This window comes from Botrimarina mediterranea, from assembly GCF_007753265.1.
In the GTDB taxonomy this organism is placed as follows: domain Bacteria; phylum Planctomycetota; class Planctomycetia; order Pirellulales; family Lacipirellulaceae; genus Botrimarina; species Botrimarina mediterranea.
On record NZ_CP036349.1, the window covers coordinates 818,707 to 836,513 of the forward strand.

Annotated in this window: 12 protein-coding genes; 5 read left to right on the plus strand and 7 right to left on the minus strand. The window is 64.8% G+C overall.

Annotated elements, in window-relative coordinates; all coding sequences use genetic code 11:
- The 3 genes from Spa11_RS03270 to Spa11_RS03280 all read left to right on the plus strand — a co-directional run bounded on the left by Spa11_RS03270 (position 1) and on the right by Spa11_RS03280 (position 5,019).
- The gene (locus Spa11_RS03270) at positions 1-3,171 is read left to right on the plus strand and encodes an error-prone DNA polymerase (protein ID WP_145107713.1); all 3,171 of its coding nucleotides are present in this window, start codon (positions 1-3) and stop codon (positions 3,169-3,171) included.
- 15 nt (positions 3,172-3,186) lie between these two features.
- Positions 3,187-3,828, plus strand: a complete 642-nt coding sequence (locus Spa11_RS03275) for an SOS response-associated peptidase (RefSeq protein WP_145107719.1) — start codon at positions 3,187-3,189, stop codon at positions 3,826-3,828.
- A 528-nt stretch (positions 3,829-4,356) separates the two neighbouring features.
- Complete coding sequence (locus Spa11_RS03280; RefSeq protein WP_145107726.1) at positions 4,357-5,019, plus strand: PilZ domain-containing protein; 663 nt, start codon at positions 4,357-4,359, stop codon at positions 5,017-5,019.
- An 881-nt stretch (positions 5,020-5,900) separates the two neighbouring features.
- Here Spa11_RS03280 and Spa11_RS03285 read toward each other — a convergent pair.
- Positions 5,901-7,133 (minus strand): NTP/NDP exchange transporter, encoded by a 1,233-nt coding sequence (locus Spa11_RS03285; RefSeq protein WP_145107732.1) that lies wholly within the window; start codon positions 7,131-7,133, stop codon positions 5,901-5,903.
- Positions 7,134-7,332: 199 nt separating this feature from the next.
- On the opposite strand from Spa11_RS03285, the gene Spa11_RS03290 reads away from it, so the two are divergent.
- Complete coding sequence (locus Spa11_RS03290) at positions 7,333-7,941, plus strand: REP-associated tyrosine transposase (protein WP_197529701.1); 609 nt, start codon at positions 7,333-7,335, stop codon at positions 7,939-7,941.
- Positions 7,942-8,004: 63 nt separating this feature from the next.
- Here Spa11_RS03290 and Spa11_RS03295 read toward each other — a convergent pair whose 3' ends face one another.
- Positions 8,005-8,742, minus strand: a complete 738-nt coding sequence (locus Spa11_RS03295; protein ID WP_145107741.1) for a helix-turn-helix transcriptional regulator — start codon at positions 8,740-8,742, stop codon at positions 8,005-8,007.
- 703 nt (positions 8,743-9,445) lie between these two features.
- Between Spa11_RS03295 and Spa11_RS23560 the strand changes: the two genes are divergently transcribed.
- On the plus strand, positions 9,446-9,916 hold the full coding sequence (locus Spa11_RS23560) for a PilZ domain-containing protein (RefSeq protein ID WP_391503303.1): 471 nt from the start codon (positions 9,446-9,448) through the stop codon (positions 9,914-9,916).
- 171 nt (positions 9,917-10,087) lie between these two features.
- Here the strand turns inward: Spa11_RS23560 and Spa11_RS03305 are convergent, their stop codons facing one another.
- The 5 genes from Spa11_RS03305 to Spa11_RS03325 all read right to left on the minus strand — a co-directional run bounded on the left by Spa11_RS03305 (position 10,088) and on the right by Spa11_RS03325 (position 17,426).
- The gene (locus Spa11_RS03305; RefSeq protein ID WP_145107751.1) at positions 10,088-11,059 is read right to left on the minus strand and encodes a zinc-dependent alcohol dehydrogenase family protein; all 972 of its coding nucleotides are present in this window, start codon (positions 11,057-11,059) and stop codon (positions 10,088-10,090) included.
- A gap of 176 nt (positions 11,060-11,235) precedes the next feature.
- Positions 11,236-11,685, minus strand: a complete 450-nt coding sequence (locus tag Spa11_RS03310; RefSeq protein WP_197529703.1) for a BLUF domain-containing protein — start codon at positions 11,683-11,685, stop codon at positions 11,236-11,238.
- Positions 11,663-13,045 carry a putative bifunctional diguanylate cyclase/phosphodiesterase gene (locus Spa11_RS03315; RefSeq protein ID WP_197529704.1) on the minus strand — a complete coding sequence of 461 codons (1,383 nt, stop codon included), beginning with the start codon at positions 13,043-13,045 and terminating at the stop codon, positions 11,663-11,665. Before Spa11_RS03315 ends, Spa11_RS03310 begins: the two co-directional genes overlap by 23 nt.
- Positions 13,046-13,611: 566 nt before the next feature.
- Positions 13,612-15,486 carry a CRTAC1 family protein gene (locus tag Spa11_RS03320; protein ID WP_145107762.1) on the minus strand — a complete coding sequence of 625 codons (1,875 nt, stop codon included), beginning with the start codon at positions 15,484-15,486 and terminating at the stop codon, positions 13,612-13,614.
- Positions 15,483-17,426 (minus strand): vanadium-dependent haloperoxidase, encoded by a 1,944-nt coding sequence (locus Spa11_RS03325; protein WP_145107766.1) that lies wholly within the window; start codon positions 17,424-17,426, stop codon positions 15,483-15,485. Before Spa11_RS03325 ends, Spa11_RS03320 begins: the two co-directional genes overlap by 4 nt.
- Positions 17,427-17,807 lie beyond the last annotated feature (381 nt).

A 17,807-nucleotide genomic window follows, 5' to 3' on the forward strand; every position in this document is an offset into this window, starting at 1 on the left:
ATGCCCGACAAGCCGCCGCTCGCCAAGCGTGAGCCGATCCCGACGCCGCCGACCGTCACGACAAGCAGCGGCCCACCATACGCCGAGCTGCGTTGCCGCACGAACTTCTCGTTCCTCCGCGGGGCGTCGCACGCCGACGAGCTGGTCGGACGAGCGGCCGAACTCGGTTACGCAGCCCTCGCCGTCACCGATCGCAACAGCCTCGCCGGCGTCGTGCGGGCGTACGTCGCGGCGAAGGAAGCCGGCTTGCCGCTGATTATCGGCGCCGAGCTGACGCTCACCGATGCGCCGACGGTCGTTGTCTGGGCGACGGACCGGGCGTCGTATGGTCGGCTCTGCCGACTGCTGACAACGGGACTCCGCCGCGCCGAGAAAGGGTCGTGCGAGTTGCGGCTCGACGACTTGGCGGAGCATGCCGCGGGGCTGATGGTCGGCGTCGCCTTAGAGGAGCCCGAGGCGGACCTTAACAAGTTGGGCGCCATTCGCGACCTATTCGGCGACCGGGGCTATCTACTGGCGGACGCTCACCGCGGGGGCGACGACCGGGCGCGGCTTGCCGCGTACGCGACGTTATCGCAGCACAGCGGCCTGCCTTTAGTCGCGTCGGGGGACGTTCACTATCACGCGCCCGAGCGACGCCTCTTGCACGACGTGCTCACCGCGATCCGCCTCGGCGAGACCATCGAAGCGGCCGACGGGGCCGAGCTATTGCCCAACGGCGAGCGCTGCTTGCGATCGCGTGAAGACCTTGCCCGACTCTACCGCGACTGGCCCGACGCGCTGGATCGTACCGTCGAGGTCGCCGAGCGTTGCCGCTTCTCACTCGACGAGCTGCGTTTCGAGTATCCCGAAGAACTCGCGCCCGCCGGCAAGACCGAGCTGGCGTGGCTTACCGAGCTGACGCAACAGGGCGCCGAGGGCCGTTATCCCCAGGGCGTCCCCGAGAAGGTTCGCCAGCAAATCGACCACGAGCTGCGGCTGATCGCCAAGCTGCGTTACGAAGCCTACTTCCTGACGGTGTGGGACCTGGTGCGATTCGCCCGCTCGCGCGGCATCCTCTGCCAAGGGCGCGGCTCGGCCGCCAACTCGGCCGTCTGCTACTGCCTCGGCGTTACGTCGGTCGATCCGTCGCAGAGCGACCTCTTGTTCGAGCGGTTCATCTCCGAAGAACGCGGCGAGCCGCCAGACATCGACATCGACTTCGAGCACGAACGCCGCGAGGAGGTTTTGCAGTACCTCTACCAGCAGTACGGCCGCAACCGCGCCGGCCTCGCCGCCACGGTGATTACCTACCGCCTACGCTCGGCGATCCGCGACGCGGGGAAGGCGCTTGGGCTGTCGCTCGACCGCGTCGATGCGCTCGCCAAGCAAGTGGATGGCTGGAAGAACGACCCCAAGCTGCCCGAGCGATTCCGCGAGGCAGGGCTCGACCCGCGGTCGCCGGTCGGTCGCCGGCTGCTGGTCGTTGTGGATCAGCTGATGGGCTTCCCGCGGCACTTGTCGCAGCACGTCGGCGGGATGGTGATGACGCGCGGGCCGCTGTGCGAGATGGTCCCGATCGAAAACGCGGCAATGGCCGACCGTACCGTCGTGCAATGGGATAAGGACGACCTCGAAGCGCTGGGGATTCTCAAGGTCGATTGCCTCGCGCTGGGGATGCTCACCGCCATCCGCAAATGCTTCGACCTCCTCGCCGAGCACACGGGCAAACGTTGGGAGCTGGCGACGCTGCCGGCCGAGGACCGGGACGTTTACGATATGATTTGCCGCGCCGACACGCTCGGCGTGTTTCAGATTGAGAGCCGCGCCCAAATGTCGATGCTGCCGCGGCTGCGGCCGCAATGCTTTTACGACCTGGTTATCGAGGTCGCGATCGTCCGCCCGGGTCCGATCCAGGGCGACATGGTTCACCCCTACTTGAAGCGGCGCCGTGGCGAGGAGGCCGAGTCGTATCCGAGCGCCGCCATCGAGGGCGTGCTAAAACGGACGCTCGGCGTCCCCATCTTTCAAGAGCAAGCGATGAAGCTGGCGCAAGTCGCCGCGGGCTTCACCGCCGGCGAGGCCGACCAGCTCCGCCGCGCCATGGCGGCATGGCGGACGCCCGGCAAGATTGAGCACTACCGCCAAAAGCTGCTCGACGGCATGCGAGCCAATGGTCTCGACGAGGAGTTCGCCGAGCGGTGTTATCGGCAGCTGCAAGGGTTCGGCGAGTACGGCTTCCCCGAGTCGCACGCCGCAAGCTTCGCGCTGTTGGTCTATGCGTCTTGCTGGCTCAAACACCACCACCCGGCCGCGTTCTGCGCGGCGATGCTCAACAGCCAACCGCTCGGGTTCTATGCGCCGGCGCAGCTGGTGAGGGACGCCCGCGATCACGGCGTCGAGGTGCGCGGCGTGGACGTGAACCGTAGCGAAGTCGATTGCACGCTCGAAGTCGGCGCGGACGGTTTCGCCTTGCGGCTCGGCCTCCGCATGGTCGGCTCGCTGGGCAGCGCCGCCGCCGAACGGGTCATCGAGCGGCGCGGCGCCAAGCCTTACCAATCGCTCGACGACTTCCATCATCGCACGGGTCTGGCCCGCGGCGACGCCGAGGCGCTCGCCCAAGCCGACGTCTTCGGTTCGCTCGGCGCCGATCGTCGGCAATCGCTCTGGCAAGCGATGGGGCGCGAACGCCGCGCCGTCGATCAGCCTTTGTTGGCCGACCTCGTGGACGACGAGCCGCTCGCCAACGCGCTCCCCGCGACGCCGGCCGAGGATGAGGTGTTCGCCGACTATCGGTCGTTGGGGTTGTCGCTCCGCGGCCACCCCGTGGCGTTCCACCGCGAGCAGCTCGGGCGGCGCGGAGTGCTCACCGCCCGCGAGCTGCAAACCCATCCCAACGGCGCCCACGTCGCCGTGGCGGGTGTTGTGCTCTTGCGCCAGCGGCCCGGCACGGCCAAGGGGATTACCTTTGTGACGCTTGAAGACGAGACCGGCGCCACGAACCTGATCGTCCACCCGCGGACGTGGGAACGCTACTACCGCACGGCCAAGCGATCCCCGGCGTGGGTCGTGCGGGGTGAGCTGCAACACTCGCCCGAGGGCATTTTGCACGTCGTCGTGGCCCGGATCGAGCCCATCTGCGACATGGCCGGCGCTGGTACGATGCGGAGCGTCTCCCGTGACTTCCGCTAGCCGCTCGCCCTCGCCGTGTGTCACCACTACAAATCCGCCAAGCACCTCCCCGAGCACTTCGTCGAGGAGTACCACCTGCGCCCCGACCAGCGGACGCTCTTCGACAAGCTGGCGGACGAACTGAAGGACGGCGGCGCGTGGCCCCTGAAATCGGTCCCCGCGCTGCGGATCGACGACGCGGGCGAGCTAGAGGCGTTCGGCGCCGAGTGGGGCCTCTTGCCGCGCTGGTGGAAGCCATCGGACAAGTCGCCGAAGCGGGAGAAGTTCCAGCGTGGGACGTTCAACGCCCGCAGCGAGACGGCCGCCACCAAACCAACCTTTCGCGACGCCTTCAAGCGGCGCCGCTGCCTCGTGCCGTTTGTCGAGTTCCACGAGCGCGACCACTATTTCGGCGTCCGGCGCGGCGACGAGTTCGAGCCGCTTGCGTTTGCGGGCCTCTGGGAATCGTGGCAAGGCGCCGAGGCCGACGTCCTTAGTGTGACGTTCCTCACGACGGAGCCGAACGCCGAGGTCCGTAGCGTTGGCCACGACCGCATGCCCGTGCTGCTGGCGACGCCCGCCGACCGGCGCCGCTGGTTAGTCGAGGGCGCCGATGGCGCCGACGACCCGCTCCTCCAGCCGTTCGCCGACGGCGCGTTGTCGATCCGCCCAAAGTAGTCGTAGGGAGAGAGAGGCCTCGAAAAATTTGGCGCCAACGAGGCGCCTCGCTCCGCAAGAATCGGACGCAGTCGCCAGGACGAAGGTTGCGAAACCGAAAACAAAGCGCAAGGCGGATCATCGGGCGCTCACCCTCTTGTAGAGTCACGACGTTGAGCTCACCGCCGACCATGCGAACTCGGACGCGTAGCACCCAACTCGATCCGACGTTGAATTCCTATGAACTCCTATCGCTGAGGCCTCCTATGTCACCAAGTGAGCGCGGTGCGGCACGGCGTTCTTGGTTTGCACTCAACCACTTTGCTCAGAATGCGTTCACTCGTCGCAATCACCTCAATGAGGCCTCCCAATCGCTACAACCAAGTGTGGCCGGAGCAAGACTGCGGCACTACGCATGCGCTTTGCGCACAATTTCTCAGATGAGCCAAGAGAATGGGTCCCAACCTTGAAGCACATGTGAACCGTCGACACACCGGATTCAAGGTCGCGTCCGCGACGCAAGTTACCGCCGACACTTAGATAGAGAACATGAGTACATCCGCCCCCGAGATGGAAAGCCTGATTGCGCAGTTCGAGAGCGAGTTCGATCGTCTGTGCAGCATAGGAACCACCACGCACGCGCCATGGATGGAGACCGAGTCGCATGAGATCGAGTGCTGCGAGAAATGCGACCGCAATCTGTCGTGGCCGACGCCCCGCCCTGAAATGTGGGCGGCGCCCGTGCCGTGCCCGCAGTGCGATCACGTTTACTTTACGCTGGCGCGAAACCATGCCCGTGTCAGCTTGGCGGTCGACGATTCCGAAGACGTTGACGCAGCGCCGCTTGAACCTGAACGGCACAACGCCACGCTTCCGGCCGCGAAGAAATTGTTCTCGGCCTTCCTCGGTGGCGATTACGCCGTCCAAGAGCGCCGGCAGTCGGTGCGTTACCCCATGTCGGCGCCGGTCGTTGTTGTGCCGCTCGGGGGAGATGGCGCCCCGATCGCCGAAGCTTATAGCATGACGCTGTTGGATATTTCTTCAGGGGGGTTGGGCCTGATGAAAACCGGTGAGGCGGTCGGCGACTACCTGCTGGTGGACTTTGCCGTCGCGGGTTCGCCCGGCACACAGTGCTTCGCCAAGGTCTGCTGGCGGAAGGAATCGCACGGAATCACCAAGCTCGGCGTGAAGTTCGTGACGCCTCAAGAATAAGGGCCGCGCCGCCTGCCGTTTGACTGCGCGTCGAGAGAGAGAGAGGCCTCGAATATTCCGACACGAACGAGGCGTTCGATGCCGGTGCTACCTGAAGTACCCCCGGGCCCCCGGAAGGGACCCGACCGCCCCACCGGGTTGTTGTTGTCCTCCCGGTTTGCAGCGCCGCGCGAACAAAGTTCGGCCGACGCGGGGCTACGCCTACCCCAAGGCGCCCGTCGCCGGAGAACCTAAGCCCGGGAGGGAGTGTAGCTGCGGCCCCCTCGGCGACGGTGGGAACGGTCGCGAGCGACTTGCCGGAAGGACCCGCCACGGTGCTGTAAATGTAAAGCTGAATCCCGCGCACAGCATCCAGCCGAACGGCGCACTCGACGGGAATGGCGCGGCGCCGAGTTGATGGGAGGACCCCCCGGGGGGCTTTGGGTCCTCGGCGAGGCGCCCCCGTGGGTAGGCGAAGCCCCCGATCCAGAGACCTTTGCGCCCGCAACGTCGCCGAGGGTAGGTAAGTAAGTAAACGCGCCGCGGGTCCTTTCCAGCCGTCGAGGACCGCGAGCGAGGGGAACTGGCGAGACTCACTACTCCCTTTATTGACCCGGTACAGAACGGGAGTAGTCACTACTCCTGTTTGGGCACAAATCCACCATTCGACGTGCAAACAAAGACGTAGCTTTAAGGCGTCGCTCCTACTATTGTAGAAGCGTTTTGACTCCCGTTCCTTCGCACGGGTTTGTACGCCGGGGCAGTTTCCCAAGCTGGATGTCGAGGGTTCGAACCCCTTCGCCCGCTCTTGTTGTGGAACCTTCTCGATGGCGGCCGCCGCTTGCGGCCATGAGCCGTCGGCGCTAGCCGCGGGTAGCCCCGCTATTCATCGCTAGCACGGATCAATCGGCGACGCCTGAACCGTCGTCCCGCGCCCGAACGGCCTGCTTGCGCCCTAGCCACGCCCCCAGGGCCATCCACACGCCGACGAGCGGCAGGATCGCCAGCGCGGCGGCGCTTGTCGAGAACCGTCCCAACGCGTCGCAGACGTTCGCCGCGGCCACGTCGCTGCCGCGGAACACGACGGTGTCGACGAACGCCTTCGACTCGTACTTCTCGGCTCGGCTCACCACGGTGAACAGCACGTGCTGCGCGGGGACGAGCAGGCCGTAGCCGACGATCTCTTGGACGACCTTTGCGACCATCAACGGCCACAACCCCGCATCGACCGACAGCCAAGCGAAGAGGCCGAAGATCACGCCGCAAGCGGTCGCCAATGCCGCGCCGACGCCGGCGAGCCGCATTAGCGTGGCGGCCAGGACGGCTTGGAAGGCGAGCGTGCCGGTCTGGGAATAGAAGTTCATCGTCGCGAACAGTTCGGTTCGCTCGGCGACCGCTAGCCCTTCGGCGCGCAGCGTGTGCTGGAAGTTGTTGTAGACGAAGGTCGAGGCGAACTTCCCGATGGCGGTGAATGCGCAGATCATTAACAAGTAGCGCGACGCGAACACGGTGCGCAGGCCGGCGAGGAGCGAACCGCTGGTGTGGGGCGTCTCGGCGGCGTCGCTCGCATCGCCAGGGCCGCGCGCCTCGAAGCGCAGGGCCAGCCACGCCGTCACGATCGCGAGCTCGAGGGTGATGATCGCGACCGCCATCAGCCACGCGACGCCCAAACGCTGCGTAGCGAACTGACCGAAGAGCGACGCGGCGATCGAGCCGGTCGTCCCCGCCGCCGCCAACGCGCCGAACCAGGTCTTGCCCTCCTCGGCGGAGAAGAGGTCCGCCATCACGCTCCAGAATACGGCGACGACGTACAGGTTGAAAACGCTCACCCACACGAAGAACGCGCTGCGCAGCCACGCCGCGTCGTCATGCCCGCGCGCGACGAGCACGCCGAACGCCACCAGGCACGCCACGAAGAACTGGTAGACGCCGAACACCAACCGCCGCCGCGACGTCCGCGCGACGATCCGCCAGTAGAGCGGCAGCGCCGCGCAGACGGTAAGAAAGGTCGCCAGGTACAGCGGCCCAAAGAGCTGCGTCTCGGTCGCGAGCGCGTCCCGGACGGGTTTGAGGACGTAGTAGGAGAAGAGGACGAGGAAGAACCAAGTGCAGCAGATGAGGAGGCGGTTTCGCATAGGCGCTCATGGTATCGCCAAGGTGAGCCGTCGGCGCTAGCCGCGGGTGGCCTCGGTGTCCTGGGCCGCGTCACGAGGGCGGCATCCGGGGTGGCTGGGTGCCATGCCCACACGCGAAGCGGATGGGCATGCGGCCCCGCGATACGCTTTAAGTGCGCATTCGCTGGCAATTCCGTACTACGCCAGCAATACTCCCCCAATGCCGCCTAATCGGAAGACCTGCCGCCGCTACGATGTCCCAGGCGACGCCCATTTCCTGACCTTTTCATGCTACCGTCGCCTCGCCTTGCTAGATCGCGACCGTTCGCGGCAGTGGTTTATCGACGCCGTCCGACTCGGTCAGCAAAAAGCGTTGTTCGACCTTTGGGCCTACGTCATCATGCCCGAGCATGTCCACTTGATCGTGCTGCCGCTTGGGCCGGCGAAGATGGCCTCGATCCTCACGGTGTTGAAGCAGTCCACCTCCAGCCGCGCGCTGGTGTGGCTGAAGAACAACTCGCCCGACTATCTGCCCAACTTGCTCGACCGACAGCCCAATGGAAAAGCAAGTTACCGCTTCTGGCAACGCGGTGGCGGGTACGACAGGAACCTGAGGTCGGTCCGCGACATCCACGAGAAGATCGCGTACATTCACGACAATCCAGTGCGCCGCGGCCTCGTCGCGAAGCCGTCGGACTGGCGTTGGTCGAGCGCCGCGGCGTGGAATACCGGCATTGACTTACCGCTTGGAATCGATCGCGATCGCGTGCCGACGTTGACTCTTCTCGACGATGCTGTTGACGGAGCGTGCTGGCGACGCAACTCGTGACTTCAGCATGCCCATCCGCTTCGCGTGTGGGCATGGCACCCGGCTTAACACCAATGCACTGTATCAAAGATTAATCTCCAAGTACCCGCGCTCCTCGAATCGTGTTAACAAGCGCGCGAGATCGACGACCTTATCAATTCCAAGGAGTTCAAGGCACTTCTTTCGCCGGAGATCAACGTTCCTGCTCGTCATCTGAAGCTGTTCGCCAATCTCGCTACTATTGAAGCCTAACGCAAAGAGACGACAGAGTTCTCTGTCACGATCATCGAATGTCGCGAACAGAGAGGCGAGACGCGCCATCTCAAATTCAGGATCCTCTTCGTCCGTCGCAATCGGTCGGAGCGGACGCGTCACGCCAAGTATCGCGTATCCGGATTTCTGCAAATGACGGAGGCTTTGCTTGTAGGTTCGTAATAGGTGCTTCGTCCCGTCGCCGCTGACTCCGATGTGGTCGCAGTACAGCCGCTCACATCCGCTAAGAATCAGAGCGTCGGTATGCTTGGCAACGGTAAGCACGATGGGGGCGAGAAACGTCTTGGCGTGGCGGCCGTGTGGCTTACTCGCCCTGGAGTAAAAGGCTTGGTATGCCTGATTGGCCCAGGTCACGACACCGGTCGTACCCTTCAGGTACACAAAGTCTTCGATCTCGTTGAGTCGTTCTAAGCCTTCCCCATTCGTGGTGAGTGCCTCTTCGACTAGCGAGCGTGCCTTCTCGATCGCTTCCTCAAAACCGCTCTGGTCAACCGGAATTAACGCCATCACACTCTCGGATACGATCAACGCGTTACGAATTACGCGCATCGTAATCGAAAGGCGCCGCTCGACGAGGGGGGCCGAGTGCGAACGTCGCGGGTTCACAACAGTTGGTTGGATCCCCGGGCAGGGACGAATCCGCACTTAGCCCCTCTCGTCAAACGGCGCCCGAGAGCGTGACTTGAGGTGCTGTTTACCTTATCGAGCTTACTGGGACCGGACTTCCGTTTAGGGAAATAGAATTCCTAAAATAGTATTTGGCGGCTGGCCCTGCAGAATGCATCCTTCCCAATCTTCCTCTGCGGTCGCTGGCGCGTCTTGCCCATTCGTCGCAACCTTTCTTTTCGTGCCAACCCTGCCGTTCTGCAGACAGTGCGATTTTGGGAATTAATTTTCCAAATCCAGTAGTCTAAGACGATCTGCAAGCATCGCTTGGTTACGCAAGCCAAGTCAGAGGGTCGTAAGGCCGTGAGGGGCTACGCTCACGGCTGCGTAGCTTGGCATTCCGCACTGCGAGGGGTTGGAAATCGTGCATGACGACATGAGCGCACTGCTAGCTAGCTGGGACAAGGAGATCGACTTTCTATGTGGAGTCGGTCCTACCACGGACCCCCGACCTGAATTGACACCCACCTGCATGCTGAGTGCGTGTCTAACCTGCCATTGCGACCTTTCTGAGTTGCCAGCCCCCAAAGGAGGCGAATGGGCCAGCGATACGTCGTGTCCCGGGTGCGGACGTTGGTACTTCGTGATGGGTCGACCCCAACCTTCTTCTTTGGATTGCCACGCAGGAAGTGGCTCCGAAGCCGATCGGGAGCCTAGCGGTTCGAAGAAGAACTCCCTCCGCAACTTCGGTCGGGAAGTATTGGAGGAGCTACTCGGACCTGCGTGCGTCAAGAGAGAGCGTCGCGAGTGGGCTCGCTATCCGATGTCTGCGCCCGTCGTTGGAGTTCCCCTGGACGCCGACGGCCGACCCATTTGTGAAGCTATCGCACTGACACTGCTGAACATCTCTGAAGGCGGCCTCAGTGCTATGGCGCGTCAAGCCATCCCAGGAAATGCGATCGTCATTGACTTTGCATCTGCAGGTTGTCCGAGCTTCCAGAAAATCGGTCGTATCTGCTGGTGTGAAACGGCCCACGGCATTACGAAGTTTGGATGCGAGTTCAGGGACCCCAGTTCCCTAACCGAAACGCGAACCGGGGTCGATTCGACTCCATAACGGCGGGTGGCTGGGGTCGCAGCGTAGCGAAGCCCCCAGTGAATCACCAGCACGTCGCCCACTCGACTGCCGCAGGGGGCTCCGGCTAGCGCCTATAAGCGCAGCCACCCTAGATGCCACCCTCAATTGGCGGGCTGTGTTCCGGCGCCACCCGCGGCTAGCGCCGACGGCTCATGGGGCCGCTGGCGCAACAGCAATCGCGATTTTTCCTCGGACGCCGTTGTTGGGCGTCTCCAACTGGGTGTGGGCGAGCGGGATGTCGGCGAGGGGATAGACGGCGCCGACGTGGGGCCGCAGCTGACCGCGTTCTACCAGCGTGCTCAACTCATCGAGCTTGCCGCGGTTTTGTCTTGTGAAGACGAAGTGATAACTCGCGTTCTTGCCCCAGGCTTGGATGACGTTCTGTGGCTGGGCGATGTCCACGATCGTGACGACGCGGCCGAGCTGGGCGAGCGCGTCGGGGCTGCGGGACAAGGCGTCGCCGCCGATGGTGTCGAACACGACGTCCACTCCGCGGCCGCCCGTTTCGCGGAGGATGGCGTCGACGTAGTCCTCCTTTCGGTAGTCGATGACCCCATCGGCGCCTAAGCTTTGTGCGAACTCAAAGTTGGCTTCGCGGACGGTCGTGTACACCCTGGCGCCGATGGCTTTTGCGAGCTGGATCGCGACATGCCCGACGCCTCCCGCGCCGCCGTGGATAAGAACGCTCTCCCCCACTCTCAATCCGGCACGCACCACCAACGCTTCCCACGCCGTCCCGCCCACCAAGGGCACGCATGCCGCCTCGAGGTGGCTGAGCGTGGGCGGCTTCTTGCCGACGATGCTCTCGGCAGCCACGTGGTACTCGGCGTAACTTCCCGGCCCGGCAAAGATTTGCGGCGTGTACCAGACTTCATCTCCGGGAGAGAACGTTGTCACCCCCGGCCCGACGGCTTCGACAACGCCCGAGACGTCGTGTCCGGTGATGGCCGGCAGCGGCACGAAGTCGGCGTAGTCCCCACGTCGGACTTGGTAGTCCAACGGGTTGATGGAGGTTGCGTGGACGCGGACCAAGACTTCTCCCGCGGCCGGCGAAGGCTGGGGCGCGTCGCAGAGCTCGAACGACTCGGGGCCGCCGAAGGATCGGAGCATCATCGCTTTCATCGCGGGTCCTCGTTTCGATGGAAATTCGATACGAAGGATTATAGAGAATCGATGCCGATCGGATTCGTACGAAGCCGACGCCGGGCGCTGCACGCGCCGCCCTTGCTAGGCGGCCCGTGTGCCGGGTTCACCCGCGGCTAGCGCCGACGGCTCAATGGGGCGTTGCCCCTCGCTTCTTAGGCCCGCGTGGTCGCTAGTGTCGGGGCGAGCTCTTCTACTAGCTGCTTGTCGAAGCACGCCAGTAGAAAGGCGAGCGTTTGATCCGCGCCAAATCGCTCGATTGGGAGGCCAGGCTCGTAGCCGTGGGCGGAAAGGACCTCGGGTTCGACGTCGTCGATTCCCCGTAACGCCATCCAGTCGTCGGCGAAGAGCGGCTCGCTGACGCGTTCGTCACGCCGCGTCACGATTTCGGCGTGTCGCGGGTCTCGGCTGATACGCGATAGGCAAGTCTCGACGGCGCCGCCGACGCCTTCCAGCACTTGATAGAAGTACCCGTCGAGGAATAGCAGCCCGCCCGTCAGGCCCGCTTGGCTATTGCGGTTGTACGAGACGCGGATGATGTCGAGGGCGTCGCGCATGCCGAGGCCGGCGGTCGCCTTGCTGCTATAAAGAACTCGTCGCAACATGGTCGGCCCTCCGAGACTGATCGTGTGCTTGTGCCAATGAAGGGTCGCCGATGAGTTCGAGCAGGGCGTCGACCTCCAGCGGTTTGCTGAGGTAATAGCCCTGGATCTGGGTGCAGCCGGCGTCGCGCACCGCATTGAGTTCTTCGATGGTCTCGACGCCCTCGGCCGTGGTCGAGACGTCGAGGCTGACCCCGAGCGCCGCGATCATCTTCACGAGCGCTTGCCCCTCGGGATTCGCCTGCGCGCCACTGACGAACGAGCGGTCGATCTTGATCTTGTCGAACGGGAAACGCCGCAGGTAGTTGATCGACGAATAGCCGGTGCCGAAGTCGTCCAGCGCGATCGTGACGCCCTGCGAGCGGACCTCTTGGAGCATCGCCAGGGCGAGGTCGCCGTTGGAGAGCAGCACACTCTCGGTGATCTCGAGCTCGAGGCGTGAGGGCGACAGTCCGCTCTCTTGCAGCGCGGACTGCACGACGCCGACGAAGTCGCGCGACTTGAGCTGCAGTGGCGAGACGTTCACCGCGACACGGAGTGGTTCCGACCACGAGGCGGCGTCGAGACACGCGCGATGCAGCGCCCATTGGCCGATCGCCCCGATCAGGCCGGCTTCTTCGGCGACCGGGATGAAGTCGGCCGGAGAGACACGCCCCAACTTGGGATGACGCCAGCGGATCAACGCTTCAACGGCAATGATCCGCCCCGTCTCGATCTGGAGAACGGGCTGGTAGAGCAATTGAAACTCGTCACGCACCAGCGCCCGGCGTAGGTCCTTTTCGAGCTCGCGGCGTGAGTCGATGACGGCAAGCATCGTCGGCTCGAAGTATCGCACCACATTCCCGCCGTCTCGCCGGGCGTGCTGCGCCGCGAGCTGTGAGTAGCGGGTCAGTTGAGTTGCTTCCGAGGCGTCGTATGGCGAAAGCGCGACGCCGACGCTGACGCCCAGGTGGATCACCTGCGAATCGATCAAGTAGGGCTCGGTTAACGAGCTGATGATGCGGCGGGCAAGACCGCGCGAACCGCTGGGCTGCGGCCCGCTGTATTGGAAAACGCCAAACTCGTCGCCGCTGAGCCGCCCGACTAGCTCGCCGCGGTCGGCCAGCGCCGTGAGCCGTTTCGCCACTTGGGCCAAGACCCGGTCACCGACTTCGAGACCGAATGCCTCATTGACGGCGCGGAACGCGTTGAGTCCGAGCGTGAGCAGTCCGCACTCGGTCTCGGTCATCGAATTCGCGTGGACGAGCTCGTTGAACTCGTTGCGGTTGACGAGCCCCGTTAAAGAATCGACGCCGTGCGTCGCGCCGGAGCTAGGGATGACGCCCGACGGGGACGGAGTTATCGCAGCGAAATCTGCAGGCATCGACAAAGGCGGTCGCAAGCGGAGAGTTGTGCAGGGGGCGAATGACGACACGCTTTCGCCGCACAAGCTTAGTTCCGCCCGCGGCGGAAGCCTCTGAGAATCGGCAACCCGCAAGGCCATTCAACGGGGGCGACTCTGATGGGAGCGACCCCGCCGCTACCGCCGATCGTTCCCGCCACGCGGTGTGCCCGCTCTCGTTAGGCGGACCGTGTTGCCGGGGTCACCCGCGGCTAGCGCCGTCGGCTCACTTTTTTAGCCTCATGCTACCCCGTCGGCTGCCAGCTCCGGCGGGACTGGAAAACAAGGGGTTTTCTGGGATGTCCTCTGTGGGCCCCAAAAAGGGGCCTTTAGCGGGTTTTCTCGGCGAGGTGGGCAAGCAGTCGAGGGGAGGCGCAAGGCGAGCCAGAAGGGCCCGTTTTGGCGATCTGAACGCATGTCCATGGCGACCGCCTCGGTCGGTCGCCGTCAGAGCGCGATTCGGGGACTTCGGCGCGCGGGCGACAGCACGGTTGGCCGGACCGCCAAACTCCCCTCAACCCCTGGCCCCTCGCTTACGCCGCCCGCGGCTAGCGCCGACGGCTCACGGCGAACGCGGCTGCGATAAGCGCGGTGAGCGTCAGCGTTGTGGGTTCCGGGACCGTGACGGCGCTTGGCGGCGACGCGCCGTAGTTGTCGCGCCAGAGTTGGTGCTGCGCGGCGCCGATGACGCCGCCGGCGGTGTCGTTGGGCAGTGAGCCTGCCGGGCCGCCCTGGTGGTCTCGCCAGACAGTGTAGTCGGCCGCATCGACGAAGCCGTCGTTGTTGAAGTCGCCCGGCGTCGCGGTCGCGGATTCGATGACTCGCAGCGTCTGATTGACCGGCACGTCGTAGAGTCGCTGAACGATCCCGCTGGGCCACTCGATGGTCACCAAGTCGACCGGATCGGCGGACGTCCCCAGGCCGAAGTGGGCCGTCCGTTCGTTCTGGCTCACGAAGCTGCTGCCGCCATCGATCTCCCAAACCATACGCCGGCCCGGGTCGGTAAGATCGGGAGTGACGGTGATCCAAGCGCCGATGCCGTCGCGGTTGGAGACGACGCCTTGGGTCTCGATGCGGAGGTAGTGGTCGGCGTCGTCGCCGCCTTCGTTGCGGTAGAGGATCGGCGCGGCGCCGTGGTTGACGACGAGCAGGTCGAGGCGTCCGTCGGCGTCGTAGTCGAGGTGCACGAGGCCGCGGCCCTGCAGCGTGTCGGTGACGCCCGACGCGACCGAGACGTCCTGGTACACGCCGCCGGTGTTCTCCCAGAGATAGGTGCGGTCGTTTGACCAGCCGGCGCCGTTGTACCCGTTGGTGGCGGCGAGGTCGGCGTCGCCGTCGTTGTCGTAGTCGAAGAAGGTCGTGCCCCACGACCAGCGCGAATCGCGGACGCCGGCGGCCTGGGTGACGTCGGTGAACTGGCGATCGCCGTCGTTGCGGTAGAGGCGATTGAAACCGCCGAAGGGGCCGGGGTGCTGCGGGTCGTTGGTGATGTTGGTGATGAACCAGTCGAGGTCGCCGTCGCTGTCGTAGTCGCCGAAGGTGCTGCCCATGCCATTGAGGTCGGTGCCGACACCCGCGGCGAGGGTGCCGTCGGTGAAGGTCCCGTCGCCGTTGTTCCAGAAGAGCTGGCTGGTGTGGAAGTCGGCGGCGAAGGTGAGGTCGGCGTGGCCGTCGCGATCGAGGTCGACGAATCGCGGGACGAAGCGGTAGGTGTGGTCGCCGCGGTAGACGTTGACGCCCGCCGCGGCGGTGACGTCCTCGAAGCCACCGGGTTGAGCGGCGCCGAGGTTTCGGAGGAGCCGCGACTGGGAGTCCGCGACCGTGTTGCCCCAGTCACCGGTGGCGAGGTCGAGATAGCCATCGCCGTCGTAATCGCCGAAGCTCGCGCCCTGACCGCTGCGGGTGACGGCGCTGGCGAGAGCGGCGGGGTGATTGACGCCGGCGTCGGTGAAGTAGCCCGAGCCGTCGTTGAGATAGAGGTAGTTGCGGGTGTAACCGACCGTCGTCATGTAGAGGTCGAGGTCGCCGTCGTTATCGACATCGCCCGAGACAACCCCGTTGGTGTAGGTAGGGAAGCGGAAGCCGGCCGTCGAGCTGCGGGCCTCGAACGTCCCGTCGCCCCGGTTGCGGTAGAGGATGTCGTTGTCGTTCAGGCGAGTGAAGACGAGATCGACTCGGCCGTCCCCGTCGAAGTCGCCGGCGGCGACGCCGCCCGAGTAAAACGCCGCGCCGGGAAGGCCCTGAATCAATTCCGGGATGGTCTGGGTGTGGTTGATGCCAGCCGCGGCGGTGACGTCGGTGAAAGTGACGGCGCTGGCTGTCGCCGACGCAACGAGCCCGACGACGCACGCCGAGATTCGAACGGCGCGGGACGCCGCGCTTCCCCTTCGCAGCCGGCAGCGATGGCAGAAGATGGCGTTCACCTCCGGGTCGTTCCGCAGCAGGTAAGGGTGGCCAGCACCAGGAGCACCGCGCTCGTTGGCTCGGGCGTCGGAGAGACCCCGAAGTAGTCCAAGGAACGCCGCCAGACCGCTTCGCCGACCAGCTGGCCGATACGCCGTCCAGAGAAATCGTCTTGCGGCGGGTGGATGCCGCCCCAGACGCGCGATTCGGCCGCGAGATCGGCCGCGTCATAGTACGAGGCGAACTGGATCGAGAGCGGCCCGGTGGGACCATACTCGAACCCCAGGCCGTCACCCATCGAGATTGGGTACTCGAACAATCCGCCGGGGACATAGGGCGAGCCGGTCAAGGAAGTCATGATCTCGGCGCCCACGCGGCTGAAGGTGGAGTGGCCCGAGACATAGCCCGGGAAGGGCGGCGTCACGAAGCTGGTGAGCTGATAAGGGAGCCATTCGGCGGCGAGGACCCAATCGACGCCACTGATCTGCGCGGGGTCTTCGAAGGGCGCGACGCCTTCGATCGGGCCGCGCCAGGCGCGGATCGCGATCTCGCCTTCGTGACCTGCGAGGCCCTCGTGTCGCTGACCGGCCGCGGTTGTCTCTGGCGTGACGACCTCGACTAGGCCCGGTTCCAACGGTAGGCCGTCCTGGTGATAGGAGGGCCCGGCGGGATCGGACGATTGCCCGAGTTGTCCCATGTGGCGGATGAAGGAGATGGGGCGAGACGAATCGTAGTGGCCCTTGTGATTCCACGCCGCGATTGCGGCGTCGTGCAGCCCGCCATTAAGGGCGAACATGCTTTTGACGTCCCACTCGAGGTCGCTGAGGACCGGGCCGGAGCCGGCGATTCGCTTGGCGATCCCGAGCGACTCCATCGCGTCGGTGACGTCGTTGCGGATCTCATTCCAGTGGCCCGGAGGCGCCGTTGAATGGGGCCCGTCGGCCCAGAATTCCGCCATCAGTCGCGTGTAGTCGCCGCGGGGGACGAGCTGAGGCTCGTAGGGCTGTCCCGTCACCGGATTGGCGGCGTACCCGGTTTGCTCGTAGCTCTCGGTGAACGGCGCGTCAAAGGCGTTGCCTCGCGACGCGGGGGAGATGTCGATCATCACGCCGTCGCGTGGGTCGAGGTGCGATGAGTAGCGGATCATGGTCAGGGCGCCGACTTTGAACGCCCCGTCGCCGAGGCCCCCTAGCTGTGGAGGCGCGCCTTGGTCGAAGTAAACGCCACTCGGGCCGCGGTCGGTGGGCGACAGCGCGAACGGTGTGACGTCCCCCCAGTAAGGCGTCAGGCTGGTCTGCGTTGATGGCAGGATCGTGTTTCCGAACTGGTCGATGCGGTCGCCCCGGAAGTTGAGCGGCTGCCAACGATTGGGGTCGTTCATCGTCACACCGGCGTCTTCGACGGTCAGCGGCGGGTTGACCGGTAGATACAAGCCGGCGGGATTCCCGTACCGGTTTGCTTCGTTGGCGCCGTCGCCAAGCCCCTGCTCGATCACTGATAGCGCGATTCGATTGCCAACGGCCGCCGGCGTGTCGCCGATGAGGGAGAAGTTGTCGGGGTCGTAGCCGAGGGCCGTCATCTGGTCACGCAGGTGCACCACCGTGGCGGATCGGCCGGGGCCAACGCCTCCGGGCCCGGTGACAAACCGGTGCAGCAAGACGTTGTACGCCGCGTAGCTGATGGCCTCGTTGCGGGCCGCTTCGACATCCGACGCCGACGCATTCTCTTGAGCGAGGTACGGCAACGCCTTCGGGTCGTACGCCGACCAGGCGTCGTACATGGCGGCCGAGACGTGGAACAGGTTTCGAGCGTGAACCGTCGGCCGGGCTGTATCGATGCTGATCGCGTGCAACAGCTGCTCGTTCCATGTGCGGGCGACGCTGGGGGCGGCAAGGACGGCGCGCCCCTGCACGGCTGCATACACTAGAACGCCAAACAGAGCGCAGCGGAGGAGGCGCATCGTCAGAGGCGGTGAAAGCCGCGCTACTCAAGTTGCTGGGAACGCACGGAAAAGACCAGCGGCGCCGACGAGGCGACTCCCACGAAGCACCGCACCGACTACGAAGCAACGAACCCCGGACTGACGACGTTCCCCCGAGCGGGGACGCCCAAATAGCCAAACGAGCAGACAAGATAAGAAGTTGCCCACTACTCTAGATCGAACGCCGCGACCCTTCAAGCAAAAGGGGCCCCGCCCTTGGGCGTCCGAGCCGACCGGCCGACTCTGGTGCGGAATGTCAGCGCGCCAGCCCGATAGAAATGGGCTTTCCCCTCGTTCATGGCTTAGATCACGGCGGCGCCGGACATCTTACTGATGGCCCTTCGTGCCGTCGGGGCTCTC